This window comes from Micromonospora sp. WMMC264 (assembly GCF_027497275.1).
Lineage (GTDB): Bacteria > Actinomycetota > Actinomycetes > Mycobacteriales > Micromonosporaceae > Micromonospora > Micromonospora chalcea.
The window spans coordinates 216690-234527 of record NZ_CP114907.1 but is presented as its reverse complement, the minus strand read 5'-3'; the positions used below and the strand labels follow the sequence as shown (position 1 = coordinate 234527).

Annotated in this window: 14 protein-coding genes; 6 read left to right on the top strand and 8 right to left on the bottom strand. The window is 72.8% G+C overall.

The window, feature by feature from the left end; genetic code table 11:
- Nucleotides 1-25: 25 nt before the first annotated feature.
- From O7542_RS01085 to O7542_RS01075, 3 genes are all read right to left on the bottom strand, one after another.
- Nucleotides 26-1204: an arginase family protein gene (locus O7542_RS01085; protein ID WP_113974636.1), complete on the bottom strand. Its 1179-nt coding sequence runs from the start codon at nt 1202-1204 to the stop codon at nt 26-28.
- Between the two features lie 58 nt (nt 1205-1262).
- Complete coding sequence (locus O7542_RS01080) at nt 1263-2180, bottom strand: tetratricopeptide repeat protein (RefSeq protein WP_043328779.1); 918 nt, start codon at nt 2178-2180, stop codon at nt 1263-1265.
- 179 nt (nt 2181-2359) lie between these two features.
- On the bottom strand, nt 2360-4048 hold the full coding sequence (locus O7542_RS01075; protein ID WP_064447797.1) for a methylmalonyl-CoA mutase family protein: 1689 nt from the start codon (nt 4046-4048) through the stop codon (nt 2360-2362).
- A gap of 319 nt (nt 4049-4367) precedes the next feature.
- Between O7542_RS01075 and O7542_RS01070 the strand changes: the two genes are divergently transcribed.
- Nucleotides 4368-4736, top strand: a complete 369-nt coding sequence (locus O7542_RS01070) for a hypothetical protein (RefSeq protein WP_240925855.1) — start codon at nt 4368-4370, stop codon at nt 4734-4736.
- A 3-nt stretch (nt 4737-4739) separates the two neighbouring features.
- Here the strand turns inward: O7542_RS01070 and O7542_RS01065 are convergent, their stop codons facing one another.
- Nucleotides 4740-6383 (bottom strand): PucR family transcriptional regulator, encoded by a 1644-nt coding sequence (locus O7542_RS01065; protein ID WP_166457022.1) that lies wholly within the window; start codon nt 6381-6383, stop codon nt 4740-4742.
- 148 nt (nt 6384-6531) lie between these two features.
- On the opposite strand from O7542_RS01065, the gene O7542_RS01060 reads away from it, so the two are divergent.
- From O7542_RS01060 to O7542_RS01040, 5 genes are all read left to right on the top strand, one after another.
- Entirely contained in the window at nt 6532-8022 is a 1491-nt protein-coding gene (locus O7542_RS01060) for a CoA-acylating methylmalonate-semialdehyde dehydrogenase (protein ID WP_205797970.1), read from the top strand.
- Between the two features lie 20 nt (nt 8023-8042).
- On the top strand, nt 8043-9374 hold the full coding sequence (locus O7542_RS01055; protein ID WP_069087255.1) for an aspartate aminotransferase family protein: 1332 nt from the start codon (nt 8043-8045) through the stop codon (nt 9372-9374).
- A 116-nt stretch (nt 9375-9490) separates the two neighbouring features.
- Nucleotides 9491-10621 carry a thiamine pyrophosphate-dependent enzyme gene (locus O7542_RS01050; protein ID WP_166457020.1) on the top strand — a complete coding sequence of 377 codons (1131 nt, stop codon included), beginning with the start codon at nt 9491-9493 and terminating at the stop codon, nt 10619-10621.
- Nucleotides 10622-10648: 27 nt separating this feature from the next.
- Nucleotides 10649-11623 (top strand): alpha-ketoacid dehydrogenase subunit beta, encoded by a 975-nt coding sequence (locus tag O7542_RS01045; protein ID WP_166457019.1) that lies wholly within the window; start codon nt 10649-10651, stop codon nt 11621-11623.
- 14 nt (nt 11624-11637) lie between these two features.
- The gene (locus O7542_RS01040; protein WP_166457018.1) at nt 11638-12894 is read left to right on the top strand and encodes a dihydrolipoamide acetyltransferase family protein; all 1257 of its coding nucleotides are present in this window, start codon (nt 11638-11640) and stop codon (nt 12892-12894) included.
- Between the two features lie 75 nt (nt 12895-12969).
- Here O7542_RS01040 and O7542_RS01035 read toward each other — a convergent pair whose 3' ends face one another.
- The 4 genes from O7542_RS01035 to O7542_RS01020 are packed head-to-tail and all read right to left on the bottom strand — an operon-like array spanning nt 12970 to nt 17838.
- Complete coding sequence (locus O7542_RS01035; RefSeq protein ID WP_166457017.1) at nt 12970-15270, bottom strand: arylsulfatase; 2301 nt, start codon at nt 15268-15270, stop codon at nt 12970-12972.
- 8 nt (nt 15271-15278) lie between these two features.
- The gene (locus O7542_RS01030) at nt 15279-16034 is read right to left on the bottom strand and encodes an SDR family oxidoreductase (protein ID WP_187693386.1); all 756 of its coding nucleotides are present in this window, start codon (nt 16032-16034) and stop codon (nt 15279-15281) included.
- A complete protein-coding gene (locus tag O7542_RS01025; RefSeq protein WP_030503861.1) occupies nt 16031-16855 on the bottom strand; it encodes an ATP-binding cassette domain-containing protein in 825 nt (274 codons plus the stop codon). Before O7542_RS01025 ends, O7542_RS01030 begins: the two co-directional genes overlap by 4 nt.
- Nucleotides 16852-17838 (bottom strand): ABC transporter ATP-binding protein, encoded by a 987-nt coding sequence (locus O7542_RS01020; RefSeq protein WP_231915594.1) that lies wholly within the window; start codon nt 17836-17838, stop codon nt 16852-16854. Before O7542_RS01020 ends, O7542_RS01025 begins: the two co-directional genes overlap by 4 nt.

Here is a 17838-nt window from a genome sequence, read left to right as displayed (position 1 = left end):
GTGACCCCGAGCTGAGGCGTACCGGTCAGGCGATGTCGATGCCGGAGCGGGCCGGGTCCGGCTCGTCCCCGGCGGACGCCCGGCGCAGCAGGCCGGGCCCGAGCGGGTCGGTGCCGAGGTCGTCGACGGCGCCGTCGGAGGTCGGGTCGGGGCCGATCGGCTCCACCGCCACCGCCGGGGCCGGCACCGCCGCCGGGGCGGGCAGCGGCTCGGGCTCCGGCCGGCTGTCGGCGGCCCGGGGCGCCGGCGCGGCCGGCCCGGGCGGCAGCAGACGGGGCGGCACGGCGCCCGGCGCGACGACCGGGGCGAGCCCGGCCACCACCGTGTTCACGATCTCGGCCGCGTACGCCCCGTCCGGGTCGTAGTCGGGGTCGAAGACGGTCAGCTCGACGCCGAGGCAGTGCGGGGTGTCGACCAGCCCGGCCAGCAGGATCTCCAGCTCGGCGAAGGCGATGCCACCGGGGTCGGGCGCGTCCACGGCGGGCATCACCGCCGGGTCGAGCACGTCGACGTCGATGTGCACCCAGTAGCCGGCGCAGTCGACGAGCTGCTCGTGCGCCCACTGGGCGGTCCGGGCCGCGCCCTCGGCGCGCAGCGCCGGCACCGGCCGGGTGGTGATGCCGGCGGCCTGCAGGTCGAGGCGGTACTCGTCCTGCGCGCGGATGCCGAGCACCACCACGTCGATGTCCCGGAAGTAGGGCCGCCTCCCCTCGATGGCCGCCAGGTCGGGCTGCCCCCGCCCGGTGACCAGCGCCAGGTCCTCCCCGGCGGCCGCGCCGACGTAGGAGGCGTTGCCGGGGTGCCGGAAGTCGGAGTGGCCGTCGACGAAGACCAGGCCGATCCGCCCGCCGACCGCCTCGCCGAGGCGGTGCATGGCCAGCCCGGAGCCGAGCAGCACCGAGCAGTCCCCGCCGAGCACCAGCGGGAACTCGCCCCGGTCGATGATCGCGCCGATCCGGTCGGCGAGCGCCAGCGAGTACGCGGAGATCTCCGGCGCGTGGCAGACGCCGTCGCCGGGTCGCCAGTCCCCCGGGTCGTACCGGGGCGGGGTCAGGCAGCCGGCGTCTCGGGCCCGCAGCCGGGCGAGCAGGCCGTGGTCGCGCAGCGCGCCCGGCGCCTTGGCGCATCCGGGCACGGAGCTGGCGGTGGGTGGGCGCAGCCCGAGGTTCGTCGGCGCGTCGAGGACGGCGATCCGGCGCATCATGGGCTCCCGTCCTCGGTGGTCGGGCGGGCCGGCGGTGCGCCGGCCCGCGCGGGTTGACTCAGAACAGCGCGCTGGCCAGGGCGCGTCGGGCGGAGGCCACGGCGGGGTCGTCCGGGCCGGCGATGGTGAACAGGCCGAGCAGGTGCTGGCGTACCCGGTCCCGGTCGTCCCCGGCGGTGCGCCGGACCAGGCCGACGAGCCGCTGGTACGCCTGGTCGGCGAGGCCGCTGAGCACCTCGATGTCGGCGGCCAGCAGTTGGGCGTCCACGTCGTCGGGGGCGGCGGCCGCGGCGTCCAGCGCGCCCTGCGGGTCGGCGCCGGCGACCCGGCGGGCCAGCCCGACCTGCGCCAGGCCCGCCTCCGCCGCCGCGTCGGCCGGGGACTCGGCGAGGATCTTCCGGTACGCCGCCTCGGCCGCGTCGAGGTCACCGCTCATCAGCGCGTCGTCGGCGGCGTCGAGGCGCGGGTCCTCCGGTTCGGCGACGGTGACGCCACCGGCCTTGAGCACGGCCTGGAGCCACTGTCGCAACTGCGACTCGGGCACCGGGCCCGGGAAGGCGTCGATCGGGCGGCCACCGACGATGGCGTACGTGGTGGGCAGCGCCTGGAGCTGGAACATCTGCGCGAGCCGCGGCTGCTGCTGCACGTCGACCCGGGCCAGCAGCCACGCTCCGCCGCCCTCGGCGGCCAGCTTCTCCAGCACCGGGGCGAACTGGTCGCTCTCCGGGTAACCGGCGGCGCCGAAGAAGACCACTACCGGTGTGGTGAGCGAGCGTTCGAGCACCTCGGACTGGATGTTCGCCTCGGTCACGTCGATCACGGCGGCGGAGCCGGCGGGGCTGCCCGGCAGCCCGGCGGGCGTGCCGCCCGGAGACGGTGTGGCGGTGGAGGTGTCGGCAGGTGCGGGGGTGCGCAGCGCGCTGAGGTCGACCGCGCCGCGGGTGAAGATCGACGAGGTGATCCGTGGGTCGCTCATGGTTGTCTAGTCTCGCACGTACGCGACGGATCTCCGACCAGCCGCGACGGCGACAGTCACCACTCTCCCCCAGCTCAGCCCGCCCGCAAGGAAGGGCCCCTTGTTAACGCCTGCGGTAGAGGAAGGGCCCCTTGTTAACAGCAGCTGTTAACAAGGGGCCCTTCCTTACAAAGCGGCGGTCAGAAGCGGGCGGGCTCGCGGTAGACGCCCCACTCGGTGCGGAGGGCGTCGCAGATCTCGCCGAGGGTGGCCTCGGCGCGGACCGCGTCGAGCATGGCGGGGATCATGTTCTCGCCGCTGCGGGCCACCTCGACCATCCGCGCCACGGCGGCGGTGACGGCGGCGTCGTCGCGGGCCGACTTGCGCTCGGCCAGCACCCGGCGCTGCTCCAGCTCCACCTCGTGCGAGATGCGCAGGATCTCCAGGTCCTTGGCGACGGTGCCGGTGTGGCAGTTGACGCCGACGATCTTCTTGTCGCCCTTCTCCAGCGCCTGCTGGTAGGCGAACGCCGACTCGGCGATGTGCCCGGTGAACCAGCCGTCCTCGATGCCGCGCAGGATGCCGGAGGTCATCGGGCCGATGGCGTGCGGGCCCTCGCCGCCGAGCTGCTTGATCCGGGCGAAGATCTCCTCCGCCTCGGCCTCGATCCGGTCGGTGAGCGCCTCGACGTACCAGGCGCCGCCGAGCGGGTCGGCCACATTGGTCACCCCGGTCTCCTCCATCAGCACCTGCTGGGTACGCAGGGCGATCTCGGCCGACTCGTCGGTGGGCAGGGCGAGCGTCTCGTCGAGCGCGTTGGTGTGCAGCGAGTTGGTGCCGCCGAGCACCGCGGCCAGGGCCTCCACGGCGGTGCGTACCACGTTGTTGACCGGCTGCTGCGCGGTCAGCGACACTCCGGCGGTCTGCGTGTGGAACCGCAGCCACTGCGCCTTCTCGCTGGTGGCGCCGTACACGTCGCGCAGCCAGCGGGCCCAGATCCGGCGGGCGGCGCGGAACTTGGCGATCTCCTCGAAGAAGTCCACGTGGGAGTCGAAGAAGAAGCTCAGGCCGGGGGCGAACGTGTTCACGTCGAGCCCGCGCGACAGACCCAGCTCGACGTACCCGAACCCGTCGGCGAGCGTGTACGCCAGCTCCTGCGCGGCGGTCGAGCCGGCCTCGCGGATGTGGTAGCCGGAGACGGACAGCGGCTTGTACCGGGGGATCTCCCGGGCGCAGTACTCCATCAGGTCGCCGATGAGGCGCAGGTGCGGCTCGGGGTCGAACAGCCACTCCTTCTGCGCGATGTACTCCTTGAAGATGTCCGTCTGGAGCGTTCCGTCCAGTGTGGACAGATCGGCGCCCTGCCGTTCGGCGGCGACCAGGTACATGCAGAAGACCGGCACGGCCGGGCCGGAGATGGTCATCGAGGTGGTCACGCCGGCCAGGTCGATGCCGTCGAACAGCACCTCCATGTCGGCGGCCGAGTCGACGGCGACACCGCAGTGGCCGACCTCGCCGAGCGACTGCGGGTCGTCGGAGTCGCGTCCCATCAGCGTCGGCATGTCGAAGGCGACGGAGAGCCCGCCGCCACCGGCGCCGAGGATCATCTTGTAGCGCTCGTTCGTCTGCCGGGCGTTGCCGAAGCCGGCGAACTGCCGGATGGTCCAGGTCCGCCCGCGGTAGCCGGTCGGGTACAGACCCCTGGTGTACGGGAACTCGCCCGGCCAGCCGATCCGGTCGAAGCCCGGGTACGCCGCGCCCTCCGGCGGGCCGTACACCGGTTCGACGCTCATGCCGGACAGCGTGGTGAAGTCCGCGTCGCGCTTGCGGGCGGCGTCGTAGCGGGCCTGCCAGCGGGCCCGACCGGCGGCGATCTCGTCAGCGTCCATGCGCGGAGCTCCTTCTCAAGTCGTCGTCCCAAGCCCGAGTGTAGAGCGAGATCCTGAACGATCCTTAAGTGCATGCGTACCGGCCGGTAACTCGCAGGCGCCCGGCGCGAAGCCCCACCACGATCGTCGATCCGCAGGTCAGAGCGCTGTCTCACGTGCCGGACGGCTTGCCGCCGGAGCCTCCCCGGCCGCCCGGAGACGTGCCACACTCCCCGCCGTGGGCATGCACATCGCGATCGGGCCGATTACCTAGGCGGCGTACGCCTTCGCGTGCGTCGCCGGCCAAGCCACCCTGTCGGCTCGACACTGTGAGGCTCCCGTGACCACGTTCCCGTTTCCCCCCGACACCGTCGATCGCCAGCTTCCCGGCCCGGCCGTCCGGCCGCACGACGACTCCCCCGCCGGCGCGTGCACGATGGTGGTGCACCTCGGTGCCGGGCACTCCACCACCGGCCTGCTCAAGGTGCTGTCCGTCCTGCACTCACGCCGGGTCGCGGTGACGCACGTCCAGTACGTGCAGTGCCCGGACCGGTCGGCGGTGATGATCGTGGAGTGCTCCCCCGCCACGGCGTCGCTGGAGACGGTACGCAAGAGCGTCGCGAGGGCGATCCCGGTCGTCAGCGTCAGCGTGCACACCTCGCCCACCCGCGACGGTGTGCGGCGCCCCCGGGCCCGTCGCGGCAGGTGACAGTCAGCCCGCGGCACCGGAGATGCCGCCGCCGCGCATGACGTCGCGGGCGGTGAGCGCCACGTGCAGCGACAGGCGCCGCTCGCTCGAATCCAGGTCGACGCCGAGCACCCGCTCGATCAACTGCAACCGCTGGTACAGCGCGGACCGGGACAGCGACATCTCCTCCGCCGCACGCCGCTTGTTGCGCCCCTCGACCAGGTACGCCTCCAGCAGCGCCACGTGGTTCGTGCCGTGCCGCTCGTCGTAGGAGAGCAGCGGGCCCAGTTCGCGCTCGACGAACGTCTGCAGACGCACGTCGTCGCGCAGCAGGTACAGCAGGCCCCGGAGGCGGACGTCGAGGAGCCGGTAGAAGGGCCGGGGCTCGGCGGTGTGCGCCGTGGCGTCGGCCACCTGGGCCGCCTCGATCAGCGAGCGCCGCGCCAGGTCCAGCGACCCGACCACTGATCCGGCGGCGACCACGACGTCCGACCCGGCCCGCAGGCCCGCCCGGGTGAGCGCGGTGGACAGGCCGAGCAACGCGGCCTCGTCGGACTCGGCGTCGGTGAGGGCGACGAGCACGGTGACCTCCGCACCACCGAGCCCGTCGACGTCCCCGGCCAGCGCCGCCAGCCCGCAGTCGCGCACCGCCGTCTCCACCGCGTCCAGCAGTTCCCGGCGGCGCGCGTTCATCTCGGCGCCGGGCCCCGGGCCCGGCCGGCGCCGGCGGACCACCACCCCGAGCAGCCGCCGCTGTTCCAGCGGCACACCGAGTCCGCGCGCCCGCAGCGCCACGTCCCGGGTCGGCGCGGAGTGGTTGACGATGCTCCACAGCAGGCTGCTGCGCGCCTGCCGTTCGACAGACGAGTCGTCCCGGGCGACGAGCTGGTTCAGCGCGATGGTGGACGCGGCGCGCTCCAGCAGGACGCTCGTCCGGGCCGGCGGCTCCTGGTCGCACAGCAGCACCAGCCGCCCCCACCTGTTGCCCCGCGCCTCCACGCCGGTCACCAGCCAGCCCGAACGCGGCTCGTAGCCGGTGCCGGACGGGACCTCGACCGCGCGTGAGCGGGTCTCCCAGCGGTCGAGCAGCTCCTCGGCCGACAGCGGGCCGGTCTCGTACGCCAGCACCTGGTGGGAGAGGTTCTCCAGCACCACGGGACGCCGGGACAGACGGGTGACCTCGCGGAGCACCTGCCGGGGCTCCGCGCCCTCCACCGACAGCTCGGTGAAGATCCGGTGGATCTCGTCCTTCGCGAGCAGCTCGGCGGTCTGCTCCTCCACGATCACCGAGTGGACCACCTCGGTCACCGCCACGAACCGCATCTCCCGCTGGAGCGCGACGAGCGGCAGGTTCCGGCTGCGGGCCTGCTCGACGAGCGCGGCCGGCAGCGTCCCGCCGAACCGGCGGCCCAGCTCGACCACGACCCCGGCCGCGCCGACCGCTGCCAGGCCGTCGATCCACCGGCGCAGCCCGTCGTCGTCCGGCGGCAGGCCGATACCGGTGGTCAGCACCAGCTCCCCGCCGCGGAGCAGGTCGGCGATCTCCGGGATCTCGGCCACGTGCACCCAGCGCACCGGAGCGTCCAGGCGGTCCCGCCCGGCCATGACACGCGGCCCGGCCTGCTGCAACGCCGGCAGTTCGAGCACGTCGCGAACCGTCATCGGCATCAGACCGTCTCCCTCCTCGCTCCGGCGCACAGTATGTGTGCTTCTCCCGGGCGGGAACGACACAGTGCCCATTGCCCGGGCCTGGGGAAGCGCAGATGATCCGGGCATGACCCAGACAGCACCCGGCACCGTGCCCGCTCCCGTCCCGCTGGAGCGGGTGACCCACTGGATCGACGGCAAGGCGTTCGCCGGCGTCACCGAGCGTACGGCCCCAGTCTACGATCCGGCGCTGGGCACGGTCCGGACGGAGGTGCCGCTGGCCTCCGTCGACGAGGTGGACCAGGCGGTCGCCTCCGCCGCCGCCGCGTTCGCCTCCTGGCGGAACTCGTCGCTGACCAAGCGCACCCAGGTGCTGTTCGCGTTCCGGGAGCTGGTGAACCAGCACAAGCAGGAACTGGCCGAGCTGATCACGGCCGAGCACGGCAAGGTCGTCTCGGACGCCCTGGGCGAGGTCACCCGCGGCCTGGAGGTCGTGGAGTTCGCCTGCGGCATCCCGCACCTGCTCAAGGGCGGCTACTCCGAGGGCGTGTCCACGAACGTGGACGTCTACTCCATCCGGCAGCCGGTCGGCGTCTGCGCCGTCATCTCCCCGTTCAACTTCCCGGTGATGGTCCCGATGTGGTTCGTGCCGATCGCCATCGCGGCCGGCAACGCCGTCGTGCTCAAGCCCAGCGAGAAGGACCCGTCCGCGTCGCTGCTCGTCGCCCGGCTCTGGGAGCAGGCCGGCCTGCCCGCCGGCGTGTTCAACGTGGTGCACGGCGACAAGGTCGCTGTCGACCGGCTGCTGGAGCACCCCGAGGTCAAGGCCGTGTCGTTCGTCGGCTCCACCCCGATCGCCCGGTACGTGTACGAGATCGGCACCCGCAACGGCAAGCGCGTACAGGCCCTCGGCGGCGCGAAGAACCACATGGTGGTGCTGCCGGACGCCGACCTCGACCTGGCCGCCGACGCGGCGGTCAACGCCGGGTTCGGCTCGGCCGGCGAGCGGTGCATGGCGATCTCCGCCCTGGTGGTCGTCGAGCCCGTCGCCGACGACCTGGTGGCGCGCATCCGCGAGCGCATCGCCGGCCTGAAGATCGGTGACGGCCGCCGCTCCTGCGACATGGGGCCGCTGGTCACCCGGGAGCACCGCGACCGGGTCGCGTCGTACCTGGACGCGGGCGTCGAGGCCGGCGCCGAACTGGTGGTGGACGGGCGGAAGGTGCAGGTCGACGGCGACGAGTCCGGGTTCTGGCTCGGGCCGAGCCTGCTGGACCGGGTCTCGCCGGAGATGAGCGTCTACACCGACGAGATCTTCGGGCCGGTGCTGTCGGTGGTGCGGGTCGGCAGCTACGACGAGGCGCTCAAGCTGGTGAACTCCAACCCGTACGGCAACGGGACCGCCATCTTCACCAACGACGGCGGCGCGGCCCGCCGGTACCAGAACGAGGTCGAGGTCGGCATGGTCGGCGTCAACGTGCCGATCCCGGTGCCGATGGCCTACTACTCGTTCGGCGGCTGGAAGGACAGCCTCTTCGGCGACTCCCACGCCCACGGCGCCGAGGGCGTGCACTTCTTCACCCGCGGCAAGGTCGTCACCTCCCGCTGGCTCGACCCCAGCCACGGCGGAATCAACCTCGGCTTCCCCGAGAACGTCTGAGCAGCGGGAGAGACGCGACAATGAGCACCAGCGCACGCCGCACCTACGAACTCGACCGCGCCCACGTCTTCCACTCCTGGTCGGCCCAGGCCCTGCTCGACCCGATGGTCGTCGAGCGCGCCGAGGGCTCGTACTTCTGGGACGGCGACGGGAACCGCTACCTGGACTTCTCCTCCCAGCTCGTCAACACCAACATCGGCCACCAGCACCCGGCGGTGGTGGCGGCGATCCAGGAGCAGGCCGCCAAGCTGTGCACCATCGCGCCGTCGTACGCCAACGACGCCCGCAGCGAGGCGGCCCGGCTGATCGCCGAGCGGACCCCGGCGGGCCTGGAGAAGGTGTTCTTCACAAACGGCGGCGCGGACGCGATCGAGCACGCCGTCCGGATGGCCCGCCTGCACACCGGCCGGCCGAAGGTGCTGTCCCAGTACCGCAGCTACCACGGCGGCACCCAGACCGCGGTGAACCTGACCGGCGACCCGCGTCGCTGGCCCAGCGACAACGGCACCGCCGGGGTCGTGCACTTCTTCGGCCCGTTCCTGTACCGGTCGGAGTTCGGCGCCACGACCGAGGAGGAGGAGAGCCGGCTCGCGCTGCGCCACCTCGAACGCGTCGTGGAGATGGAGGGCCCGTCCACCATCGCCGCGATCGTGCTGGAGACCGTGCCGGGCACCGCCGGCATCATGCCGCCGCCGCCGGGCTTCCTGGCCGGCGTACGCGAGCTGTGCAACAGGCACGGCATCCTCTACATTGCCGACGAGGTGATGGCGGGGTTCGGGCGTACCGGCGCCTGGTTCGCCATCGACCACTACGGCGTGACGCCCGACCTGATCACCTTCGCCAAGGGCGTGAACTCCGGTTACGTGCCGCTCGGCGGTGTGGTGATCGCCGACCACGTCGCCGACACGTTCGCCACCCGCCCCTACCCCGGCGGGCTGACCTACTCCGGCCACCCGCTGGCCACCGCCGCCGCCGTCGCGACCATCAACGCGATGCGGGACGAGGGCATCGTCGAGAACGCCGCCCGGATCGGCGCGGACGTGCTCGGCCCGGGGCTGCGCGAGATCGCCGAGCGGCACCCGAGCGTCGGGGACGTACGCGGGCTCGGCGTCTTCTGGGCGCTGGAACTGGTCCGCGACCGCGAGACCCGGGAACCGCTGGCGCCGTACGGGGCCTCGTCGCCGGAGATGAACGACGTGCTGGCCGAGTGCAAGCGGGGCGGCCTGGTCGTGTTCGCCAACTTCAACCGGATCCACGTGGTGCCGCCCTGCACCGTGTCGGAGACGGAGGCCAAGGCGGGACTGGCGGTCCTCGACGAGGCGCTGACACTCGCCGACCGGCACACGGTCTAGACGTACGCCCATCACCGCCCGCCGGGTCCACCCCGGCGGGCGGTCCCATATCCGAGATCCGCGAGACGGCCGGCGACCCCGGTGACGCGGAGACCGACGCACCCAGAAGGTGACGAATGACTACCGTAGATCTCGCCGACCCACCGGTCACCAACCCCTTCACCGGCACCACCGACCTTCCGCGCGCCGCCGAGGGCTGGACCCAGCTCGTCACCCCGGACGGACGCCTGCACCCGGACGTGGACGTCGATCGAGACGCCCTCGGCCGCCTCACCCGCGACCTGTACCGGGGGATGCGGCTGGCCCGCCGCCTCGACGACGAGGCGTTCGCGTTGCAGCGACAGGGCGAGCTGGGCCTGTGGCTGCAGTGCCGTGGCCAGGAGGCCGCACAGGTCGGCTCCGTCGCGGCGGTACGCGCCGACGACTACGTCTTCCCGAGCTACCGCGAGCACGCGGCGGCGCTGTGGCGCGGCATCGGCCCGGCCGACCTGCTCCGGCAGTGGCGCGGCGTCGCGCACAGCGGCTGGGACCCGGAGCCGTACTCGTTCCACATCTACACGCTGGTGCTGGCCGCGCAACTGCTGCACGCCACCGGGTACGCGCTCGGCGTGCAGCGCGACGGCAGCGACACGGTGGTCGTGACGTACTTCGGTGACGGCGCGGCCAGCGAGGGCGACGCGAGCGAGGCCATGAACATCGCCGCCGTCAACGCCGCCCCGATGGTGTTCTTCTGCCAGAACAACCAGTGGGCCATCTCCACGCCGACCGCGTCGCAGACGCGTACCCCGATCCACCGGCGCGGCGCCGGGTTCGGTCTGCGCAGCGAGTGGGTCGACGGCAACGACGTGCTGGCGGTGTACGCGGTGACGTCAGCGGTGACCGAGCACGCCCGCGCAGGCAGCGGCCCCGCGATCGTCGAGGCCACCACGTACCGGATGGGCGGGCACAGCACGTCCGACGACCCGACCCGGTACCGCACCGACGACGAGTTGGAAGCCTGGCGGGCGCGGGACCCGCTGGCCCGGGTCGAGGCGCTGATGCGCGCCGAGGGCTGGAGCGACGAGACGTTCCTCGGCCAGATCCAGGCCGAGGCGGACGAACTCGCCGACCGGACCCGCCGGGAGTGCCTGGCCCTGACGGCGCCGGACCTCGCGGACGCCTTCGCCACGGTGCTGTCCGACGTGCCCCAGCTTCTGCGGGAGGAGCGCGACGCGTTCGTCGCCTACCGCGGCTCCTTCCTCGACTGACGTCCGCCCCGATCGGAGAACTCGTTCATGCTCACTCTCTGTCAGGCACTGAACAGCGGCCTGCGCCGCGCCATGGAGGACGACGACAAGGTCCTCCTGATGGGCGAGGACGTCGGCCGGCTCGGCGGCGTCTTCCGGGTCACCGACGGTCTGCAGAAGGACTTCGGCGAGGCCCGGGTGGTGGACACCACCCTCGCCGAGTCCGGGATCATCGGCACCGCCATCGGGCTGGCGCTGCGCGGGTACCGCCCGGTCTGCGAGATCCAGTTCGACGGTTTCGTCTACCCCGCGTTCAACCAGATCGTCTCCCAGCTCGCCAAGATGCGGGCCCGCACCGGCGGCCGTACCGCCCTGCCGGTGGTGGTGCGCATCCCGGTCGGCGGCGGCATCGGCGCGGTGGAGCACCACAGCGAGTCGAACGAGGCGTACTTCGCGCACACCGCCGGGCTGCGGGTCGTCTACTGCGCCAGCCCGGACGACGCGCACTGGATGATCCGCCAGGCCATCGCCGGTGACGACCCGGTGATCTTCTACGAGCCGAAGCGCCGCTACTGGGTCAAGGGCGAGGTGACACCGGAGGACGCCGGGCCGCCGATGCCGCTTCACCGCGCCCGCGTCGTGCGCCCCGGCGCCGACGTCACGCTGCTGACGTACGGCGGCACCGTCGCCACCTGCGTCGCCGCCGCCGAGGCCGCGGCACAGGAGGGCCGCGACATCGAGGTGATCGACCTGCGGTCCATCTCGCCGCTGGACGTGGCGACGGTCGAGGAGTCGGTCCGCCGCACCGGCCGGGCGGTGGTGGTCCACGAGGCCCCCACGTTCGCCGGGTTCGGCGCCGAGGTCGTCGCGCAGGTGACGAGCCGGTGCTTCTACTCGCTGGAGGCGCCGGTCGAGCGGGTCGGCGGGTTCAACCTGCCGTACCCGCCGGCCAAGGTCGAGGAGGAGTACCTGCCCGACCTGGACCGGATCCTCGACGCCGTCGACCGCGTCCTGGCCGCGTGAAGGGAGAGGTACCAGTGAGCGTTCAGCAGTTCCGCCTGCCCGACGTCGGCGAGGGCCTCACGGAGGCCGAGATCGTCACCTGGCGGGTCGCTCCGGGCGATCCGGTCGGCCTCAACGACATCCTGGTGGACATCGAGACGGCAAAGGCTGTCGTCGAGCTGCCCAGCCCGTACGCCGGGGTGGTGGACCGCCTGCTCGCCGAGGAGGGGCAGACCGTCGAGGTCGGCGCGCCGATCATCGCGATCCGGACCGGCGGTGACGCGGACGCCGCGCCGGATGCCGCATCGCCGCCCGCCGAGGAACGTACCGCGGTGCTCGTGGGCTACGGGGTGTCCGCCCAGGCGCGGACCCGCCGGCCCCGTCGCGCCACGCCGTCGGTCCGCCCGGCCGAGCCCGCCCGCCAGCCGCACACGTCCCGGCCGCCGGTGCTCACCAAGCCGCCGCTGCGCAAGCTCGCGAAGGACCTCGGCGTGGAACTGGCCGACGTGCGCGGCAGCGGCCCCGGCGGCCGCATCACGCGCCAGGACCTGCTCGACCACACCACCGGCCCGGCAGCGGCGACCGACGCCCGGCGGGACGAGCGCCTGCCCGTACGCGGGGTGCGCAAGGCGACGGCCGCCGCCATGGTCGCCAGCGCGTTCACCGCGCCGCACGTCACGGAGTTCCTCACCGTCGACATGACCGGCACCGTCGAGTTCGTGGACCGGCTCAAGCAGGACCCGTCCTTCCAGGGCATCAAGGTCAGCCCGCTGCTCGTGGCGTCGCTGGCGCTGCTGGACGCGATCCGCCGGCACCCGGACGTCAACGCCCGGTGGGACGAGGAGAACCAGGAGATCGTCCGGTTCGCCGACGTCAACCTCGGCATCGCCGCCGCGACGCCGCGCGGCCTGCTGGTGCCGAACGTCAAGGCCGCGCAGACCCTTCCGGTACGGGACCTCGCGGTCGCGCTGAACGAGCTGGCGGCCACCGCGCGGGAGGGCCGCACCCGTCCCGCCGACCTGGCCGGCGGCACCGTCACCATCACCAACATCGGGGTGTTCGGAGTGGACGCGGGCACCCCGATCCTCAACCCCGGTGAGGCGGCGATCCTCTGCCTCGGCGCGCTGCGCCGCATGCCGTGGGTCGTCGACGAGCAGGTCGTTCCCCGGTGGACGGTGCAGTTGTCGCTGTCGTTCGACCACCGGCTCGTGGACGGGGAGCTGGGCAGCCGGGTGCTCGCCCACGTCGGGCGGTTCCTGGAGGACCCGCTGTGGGGCCTGGCCCTGCGCTGAGGCCCCCGCAGACAGACGGCGCGTGGACGGACAACGAGGTCCGTCCACGCGCCGTCGCCGTACGCGCCGCGCGCGTCAGTCCACGACCTCGAACCCCACGCCGGCCGACGGCCGTGGCGCGACGTCGTCCGCCGCCGCGATGGGCTCGCCGACCTCCTCGGACGCGGCCAGCCGGAACCGCACGTACTCCAGCTCGCCGGAGAACTCGTGCCGGGCCGGGTAGCTCGGCGACACCGGCGAGTGGATGCTGCGCCCGATGTCCATGCCCGCGAACCCGTGGAAGAACGGCAGCAACCGCGGGAACAGCGCCGCGCCCGCCGCCTCGCCGTCCACGTACAGCCGGCCGACGCCCTGGCAGTCGGCGGTCTTCGTCAGCTCGAAGGTCAGCTCCACCGGGCCCAGCGGCAGCTCGCCCTCGGACCGCAGCACGTGGTGCTCGCCGAGGTAGTTGTACTCGTACACCAGGCGGTTGTCCTTGATGTGCAGCACGTAGCCGCCGCTGACGTTGCCGAGCGCCACGATCACGCCGCCCTGCGCCGCGTCGGTGCGGCGCACCCGCGCGGTGATGGCGTGCGAGCGGTTCATCGTCGGCGGCACCGCCGCGCCGGACACAGTCGGTACGCCCGCCAGGTAGGTGAAGACAAGCCGGTCCCGCACCGACCCGGGGCGTGGCACCCGGGCCCGGACCGCGAATCCCCTGTCGTCCAGCGGCAGCACGTCGTAGCGGGCCGCCTCGATCCAGAACTCCTCGATGAGACGCCGCAGCACCTCCGGGTACTCGGCGGCGAGGTCGCGGCTCTCGGTCGGGTCCTCGTCGATCCGGTACAGCTCCCAGCGGTCCTCGTCCCACGAGGTGCCGCGCTCGTGGAACGCGACGGCCTTCCAGCCCTGGTGGTAGATGCCACGGTGGCCGAACATCTCGAAGTACTGGCGGTCCCGCGACGGCGGCGCCGCCGGGTCGCGCAGCCCGTCGCGGAAGCTGCGGCCGTGCAGCGGCATCTGCGGTACGCCCCGGCGCACCGCCGGCGGCTGCACGCCGACCAGGTCGAGCACCGTCGCGGTGACGTCGATGCTGTGCTGGAACTGCGTGCGCACCTCCCCGCCGGGCACGTCACCGGCCGGCCAGCTCAGCACGAACGGCACCCGGACCCCGCCCTCGTGGGTGTGCTGCTTGTAGCGGCGGAACGGGGTGTTGCTGACCTGCGCCCAGCCCAGCGGGTAGTTGCTCTGCGCCCGCGGGCCGCCGATCTCGTCGATCCGGTCCAGGCTGTCCTGGAGGTTCTCCGGCACCCGGTTCTGGAACGCGGTGGGGTTGAGCGTGCCGAGCGGCGTGCCCTCGGGGCTCGCCCCGTTGTCCGACATGACCACGAAGATCGTGTTGTCGAGGCGGCCGATCCGCTCCAGGAAGTCGACCAGGCGCCCGAGCTGGGCGTCGGTGTGGTCGACCATCGCCGCGTACGCCTCCTGCATGCGGGCGAACAGGCGGCGCTGCTCCGGCGGCACGTCGTCCCACGGCACGACGCCGGGGTTGTGCGGTGGCAGCGGCGCGTCCGGCGGGACGATGCCCAGCCCGATCTGCCGCCGGTGCCGGTCCGCGCGGATCACGTCCCAGCCCCTGTCGTAGCGGCCCCGGTACTTCGCCAGGTACTCCGGCGGGGCCTGGTGCGGCGCGTGCGCGGCGGCGTACGCCAGGTAGAGGAAGAACGGCTTCTCCGGAGTGAACGAGGTCTGGTCCCGGACGAATCCGATGGCCCGGTCGGTCAGGTCCTCGGTGAGGTGGTAGCCCTCCTCCGGGGTGGCCGGCGGGTCCACCTGGTGGTTGTCGTGGACCAGCTCCGGATAGAAGTTGTCGGTCTCCGCCTCCAGGAAGCCGTAGTACCGCTCGAAGCCACGGCCCAGCGGCCACTGGTCGTACGGCCCGGACGGCGTGGTGTGCTCCAGCGGCGCGACGTGCCACTTGCCGACCGCCATGGTGTTGAACCCGGCGTCGGCGAGCATCTCCGCGACGGTGGCGGCGGCGTGGGTGATCCGGCCCCGGCCGCTGGGGAAGCCGCTGTCGAAGTTGGACAGCATGCGCATGCCGACGCTGTGGTGGTTGCGGCCGGTGAGCACGCTGGCCCGGGTCGGCGAGCACAGCGGCGACGTGTGGAAGTTGGTGTACCGCAGCCCGGACGCGGCCAGCCGGTCGATCGTCGGGGTGTCGATCTCGGCGCCGAAGCAGCCGAAGTCGGCGAACCCGACGTCGTCCAGCAGCACGTACACCACGTTCGGGGTGCCCGGGGCGGCCGACGGCGGCGCGCTCCAGTGCTCCGTCGAGTCGTGGTAGGTGCGTCCGATCGTGCCCTCGTACGGAGGGTCCGCCAGCGAACTGGTCACGGTACGCCTCAGCCGGCCGTCGTGCCGCCGTCGAGGACGAGCGTGTGGCCCGTGACCATCCGCGCCTCCTCGCTGGCGAGGAACACCACCGCGTCGGCGGAGTCCCGTGGCGTCGCCATGCGGCCCAGCGGGATCGACGCGCGGAAGTTCTCCCGGGCGCTGTCCGGCACGTCGCCCATGCCACCGAGGAACGCCGACAGCATCGGCGTCTCGGTCGCCGCCGGGGCGATCGCGTTGACCCGGATGCCGTGCGGCGCGAGTTCCAGCGCCAGCGCCTTCATCAGGCCGATGACGCCGTGCTTGGCGGCGGTGTACGGCGCGTACCGGGGGCGGGCGATGACGGCCTGCAGGGACGCGGTGAACACGATCGAGCCGCCGCCGGCCTCGATCAGCGCGGGCACGGCCGCCTGCGCGGTCCAGAACGCGCCCTTGAGGTTGACGTCGATCACGCGGTCCAGCGTCGCCTGGTCCACCTCGTCGACCGGTCCGGTGAACGGCGTACCGGCGTTCGCGTGCATGAGGTCGAGCCGCCCGAACCGCTCGACGGCGGTCTCGACGGCGGCGCGGCAGTCCTGCGCCCGGGTGACGTCGCAGGCCACGCCGACGACGGCGGACCCGAAGCCGGCGGCCGCCTCGGCGGCGCGGTCGCCGTCGAGGTCGGCGATGACGACGCGCGCGCCCTCCTCGACCAGCCGGCCGACGGTGGCCAGTCCGATGCCGCTGGCGCCTCCGGTGACGACGGCGACGCGGTCAACCAACCTCATGTGCTGCTCCTGTTGAATCGGTCCAGGAGGTCGCCGCTCAGGGTGGGCACCGCGGACAGCAGCCTCTGGGTGTAGGGGTGCTGAGGGTCGGAGTAGATCGATTCGGTGTCACCCGTCTCGACGATCCGGCCCTGGTTCATCACCGCGATCCGGTCGCAGAGGTACCGGACCACGGACAGGTCGTGGGAGACCAGGATCAGGGTCAGCTTGAACTGCTCGGCCAGGTCGGTGAGCAGGTTGAGGATCTGCGCGCGCACCGACACGTCGAGCGCGCTGACCGGCTCGTCCCCGACGATGACCTTCGGCCCGGCCGCCAGGGCGCGGGCGATCGCGATGCGCTGCCGCTGACCGCCGGAGAACTGGTGCGGGTAGCGGGTCACCGCCTCCTCGGGCAGGCCGACGGAGTGCATCAGCTCGGCCACCCGGGCCCGGTGGTCGCCGGGCAGGCGCAGCGCGCGCATCGGCTCCGCGATGATGTCCGCGACGCGCATCCGCGGGTTCAGCGACGACATCGGGTCCTGGAGCACCATCTGCACGTCGCGCCGCAGGAACGCGAGCTTCCGCTCCGGTACGCCACTGATGCGCTGCCCGTTGTAGAACGCGGTGCCCGACGTCGGCTGGTCGAGGGCCATGAGGATGCGCGACAGCGTCGACTTGCCGGAGCCGCTCTCCCCCACGATGCCGAACGCCTCGCCCTCGTGGACCTGCACGCTCACGCCGTCCAGCGCGCGAATCGGCTGGCCCGGCGTACGCAGCGACCGCCGCGGGGCGCGGTACTCGCGCACCACGTCGACGGCTTCCAGCAACGGGGTGGTGGTCATGCGCTGGCCTTCCCGCTTCCTAGGGGCTGGTCGCTCTCGATCGGGTGGTGGCAGGCGGCCCGCTGGGTGCTGCCGGGCGGCGCCGTCAGCAGCGGCACGGTGCCGCAGACGTCGTCGGCGCGCGGGCAGCGGTTGCGGTACACGCAGCCGGTGGGGAACGACCCGAGCGACGGCACGCGGCCCGGGATCGTCGACAGCCGGCCGCTGCCGTCGGTGCTCTCCAGCACCGTCGACGCCCGCAGGCCCGCCGTGTACGGGTGCCGGGGCGAGTCGAAGACGGTCGTCACGTCGCCGTGCTCGACGATCGAGCCGCCGTACATGACGAGCAGTTCCTCGCAGATGCTGGCGACCACCGGCAGGTCGTGCGTGATGAGCAGCAGCGACGCGCCCTCCTCGCGCACCAGCGTGTCCATCAGCCGCAGCATCTCCGCCTGCACCGTGACGTCCAGCGCGGTGGTGGGCTCGTCCGCGACCAGCACGGCCGGGTCGCACGCCAGCGCGATGGCCAGCACGACGCGCTGGCGCTGACCGCCGGAGAGCTGGTGCGGGTACTTGCGCGCGGTCCGGTCGGGCTCGGGCAGCTGGACCCGTTCGAGCAGTTCGACGGCGCGGGCGGAGGCCGCCGCGCGGCTCATCCCCTTGTGCAGCCGCAGCGACTCGGCGACCTGGTTGCCGACCCGCATCAGCGGGTTCAGCGCGGTCATCGGCTCCTGGAACACCATGGCGATGTCGTTGCCGCGGACCGCGCACATCTGCTTGTCGGACAGGTCGAGCAGGTTCCGCCCGTTGAGCAGCACCCGGCCGGACGCCGTCACACCGTGCGGCAGCAGGCCCATCAGCGCGAGCGCGGTCAGGGACTTGCCGCAGCCGGACTCGCCGATGAGCCCCATCCGCCGGCCCCGCCCGATCTCGAACGAGACGCCCTTGACGGCCTGGATGTCGTGGACCTTGACGACGAGGTCCTCCACCACGAGCCCGCTCAC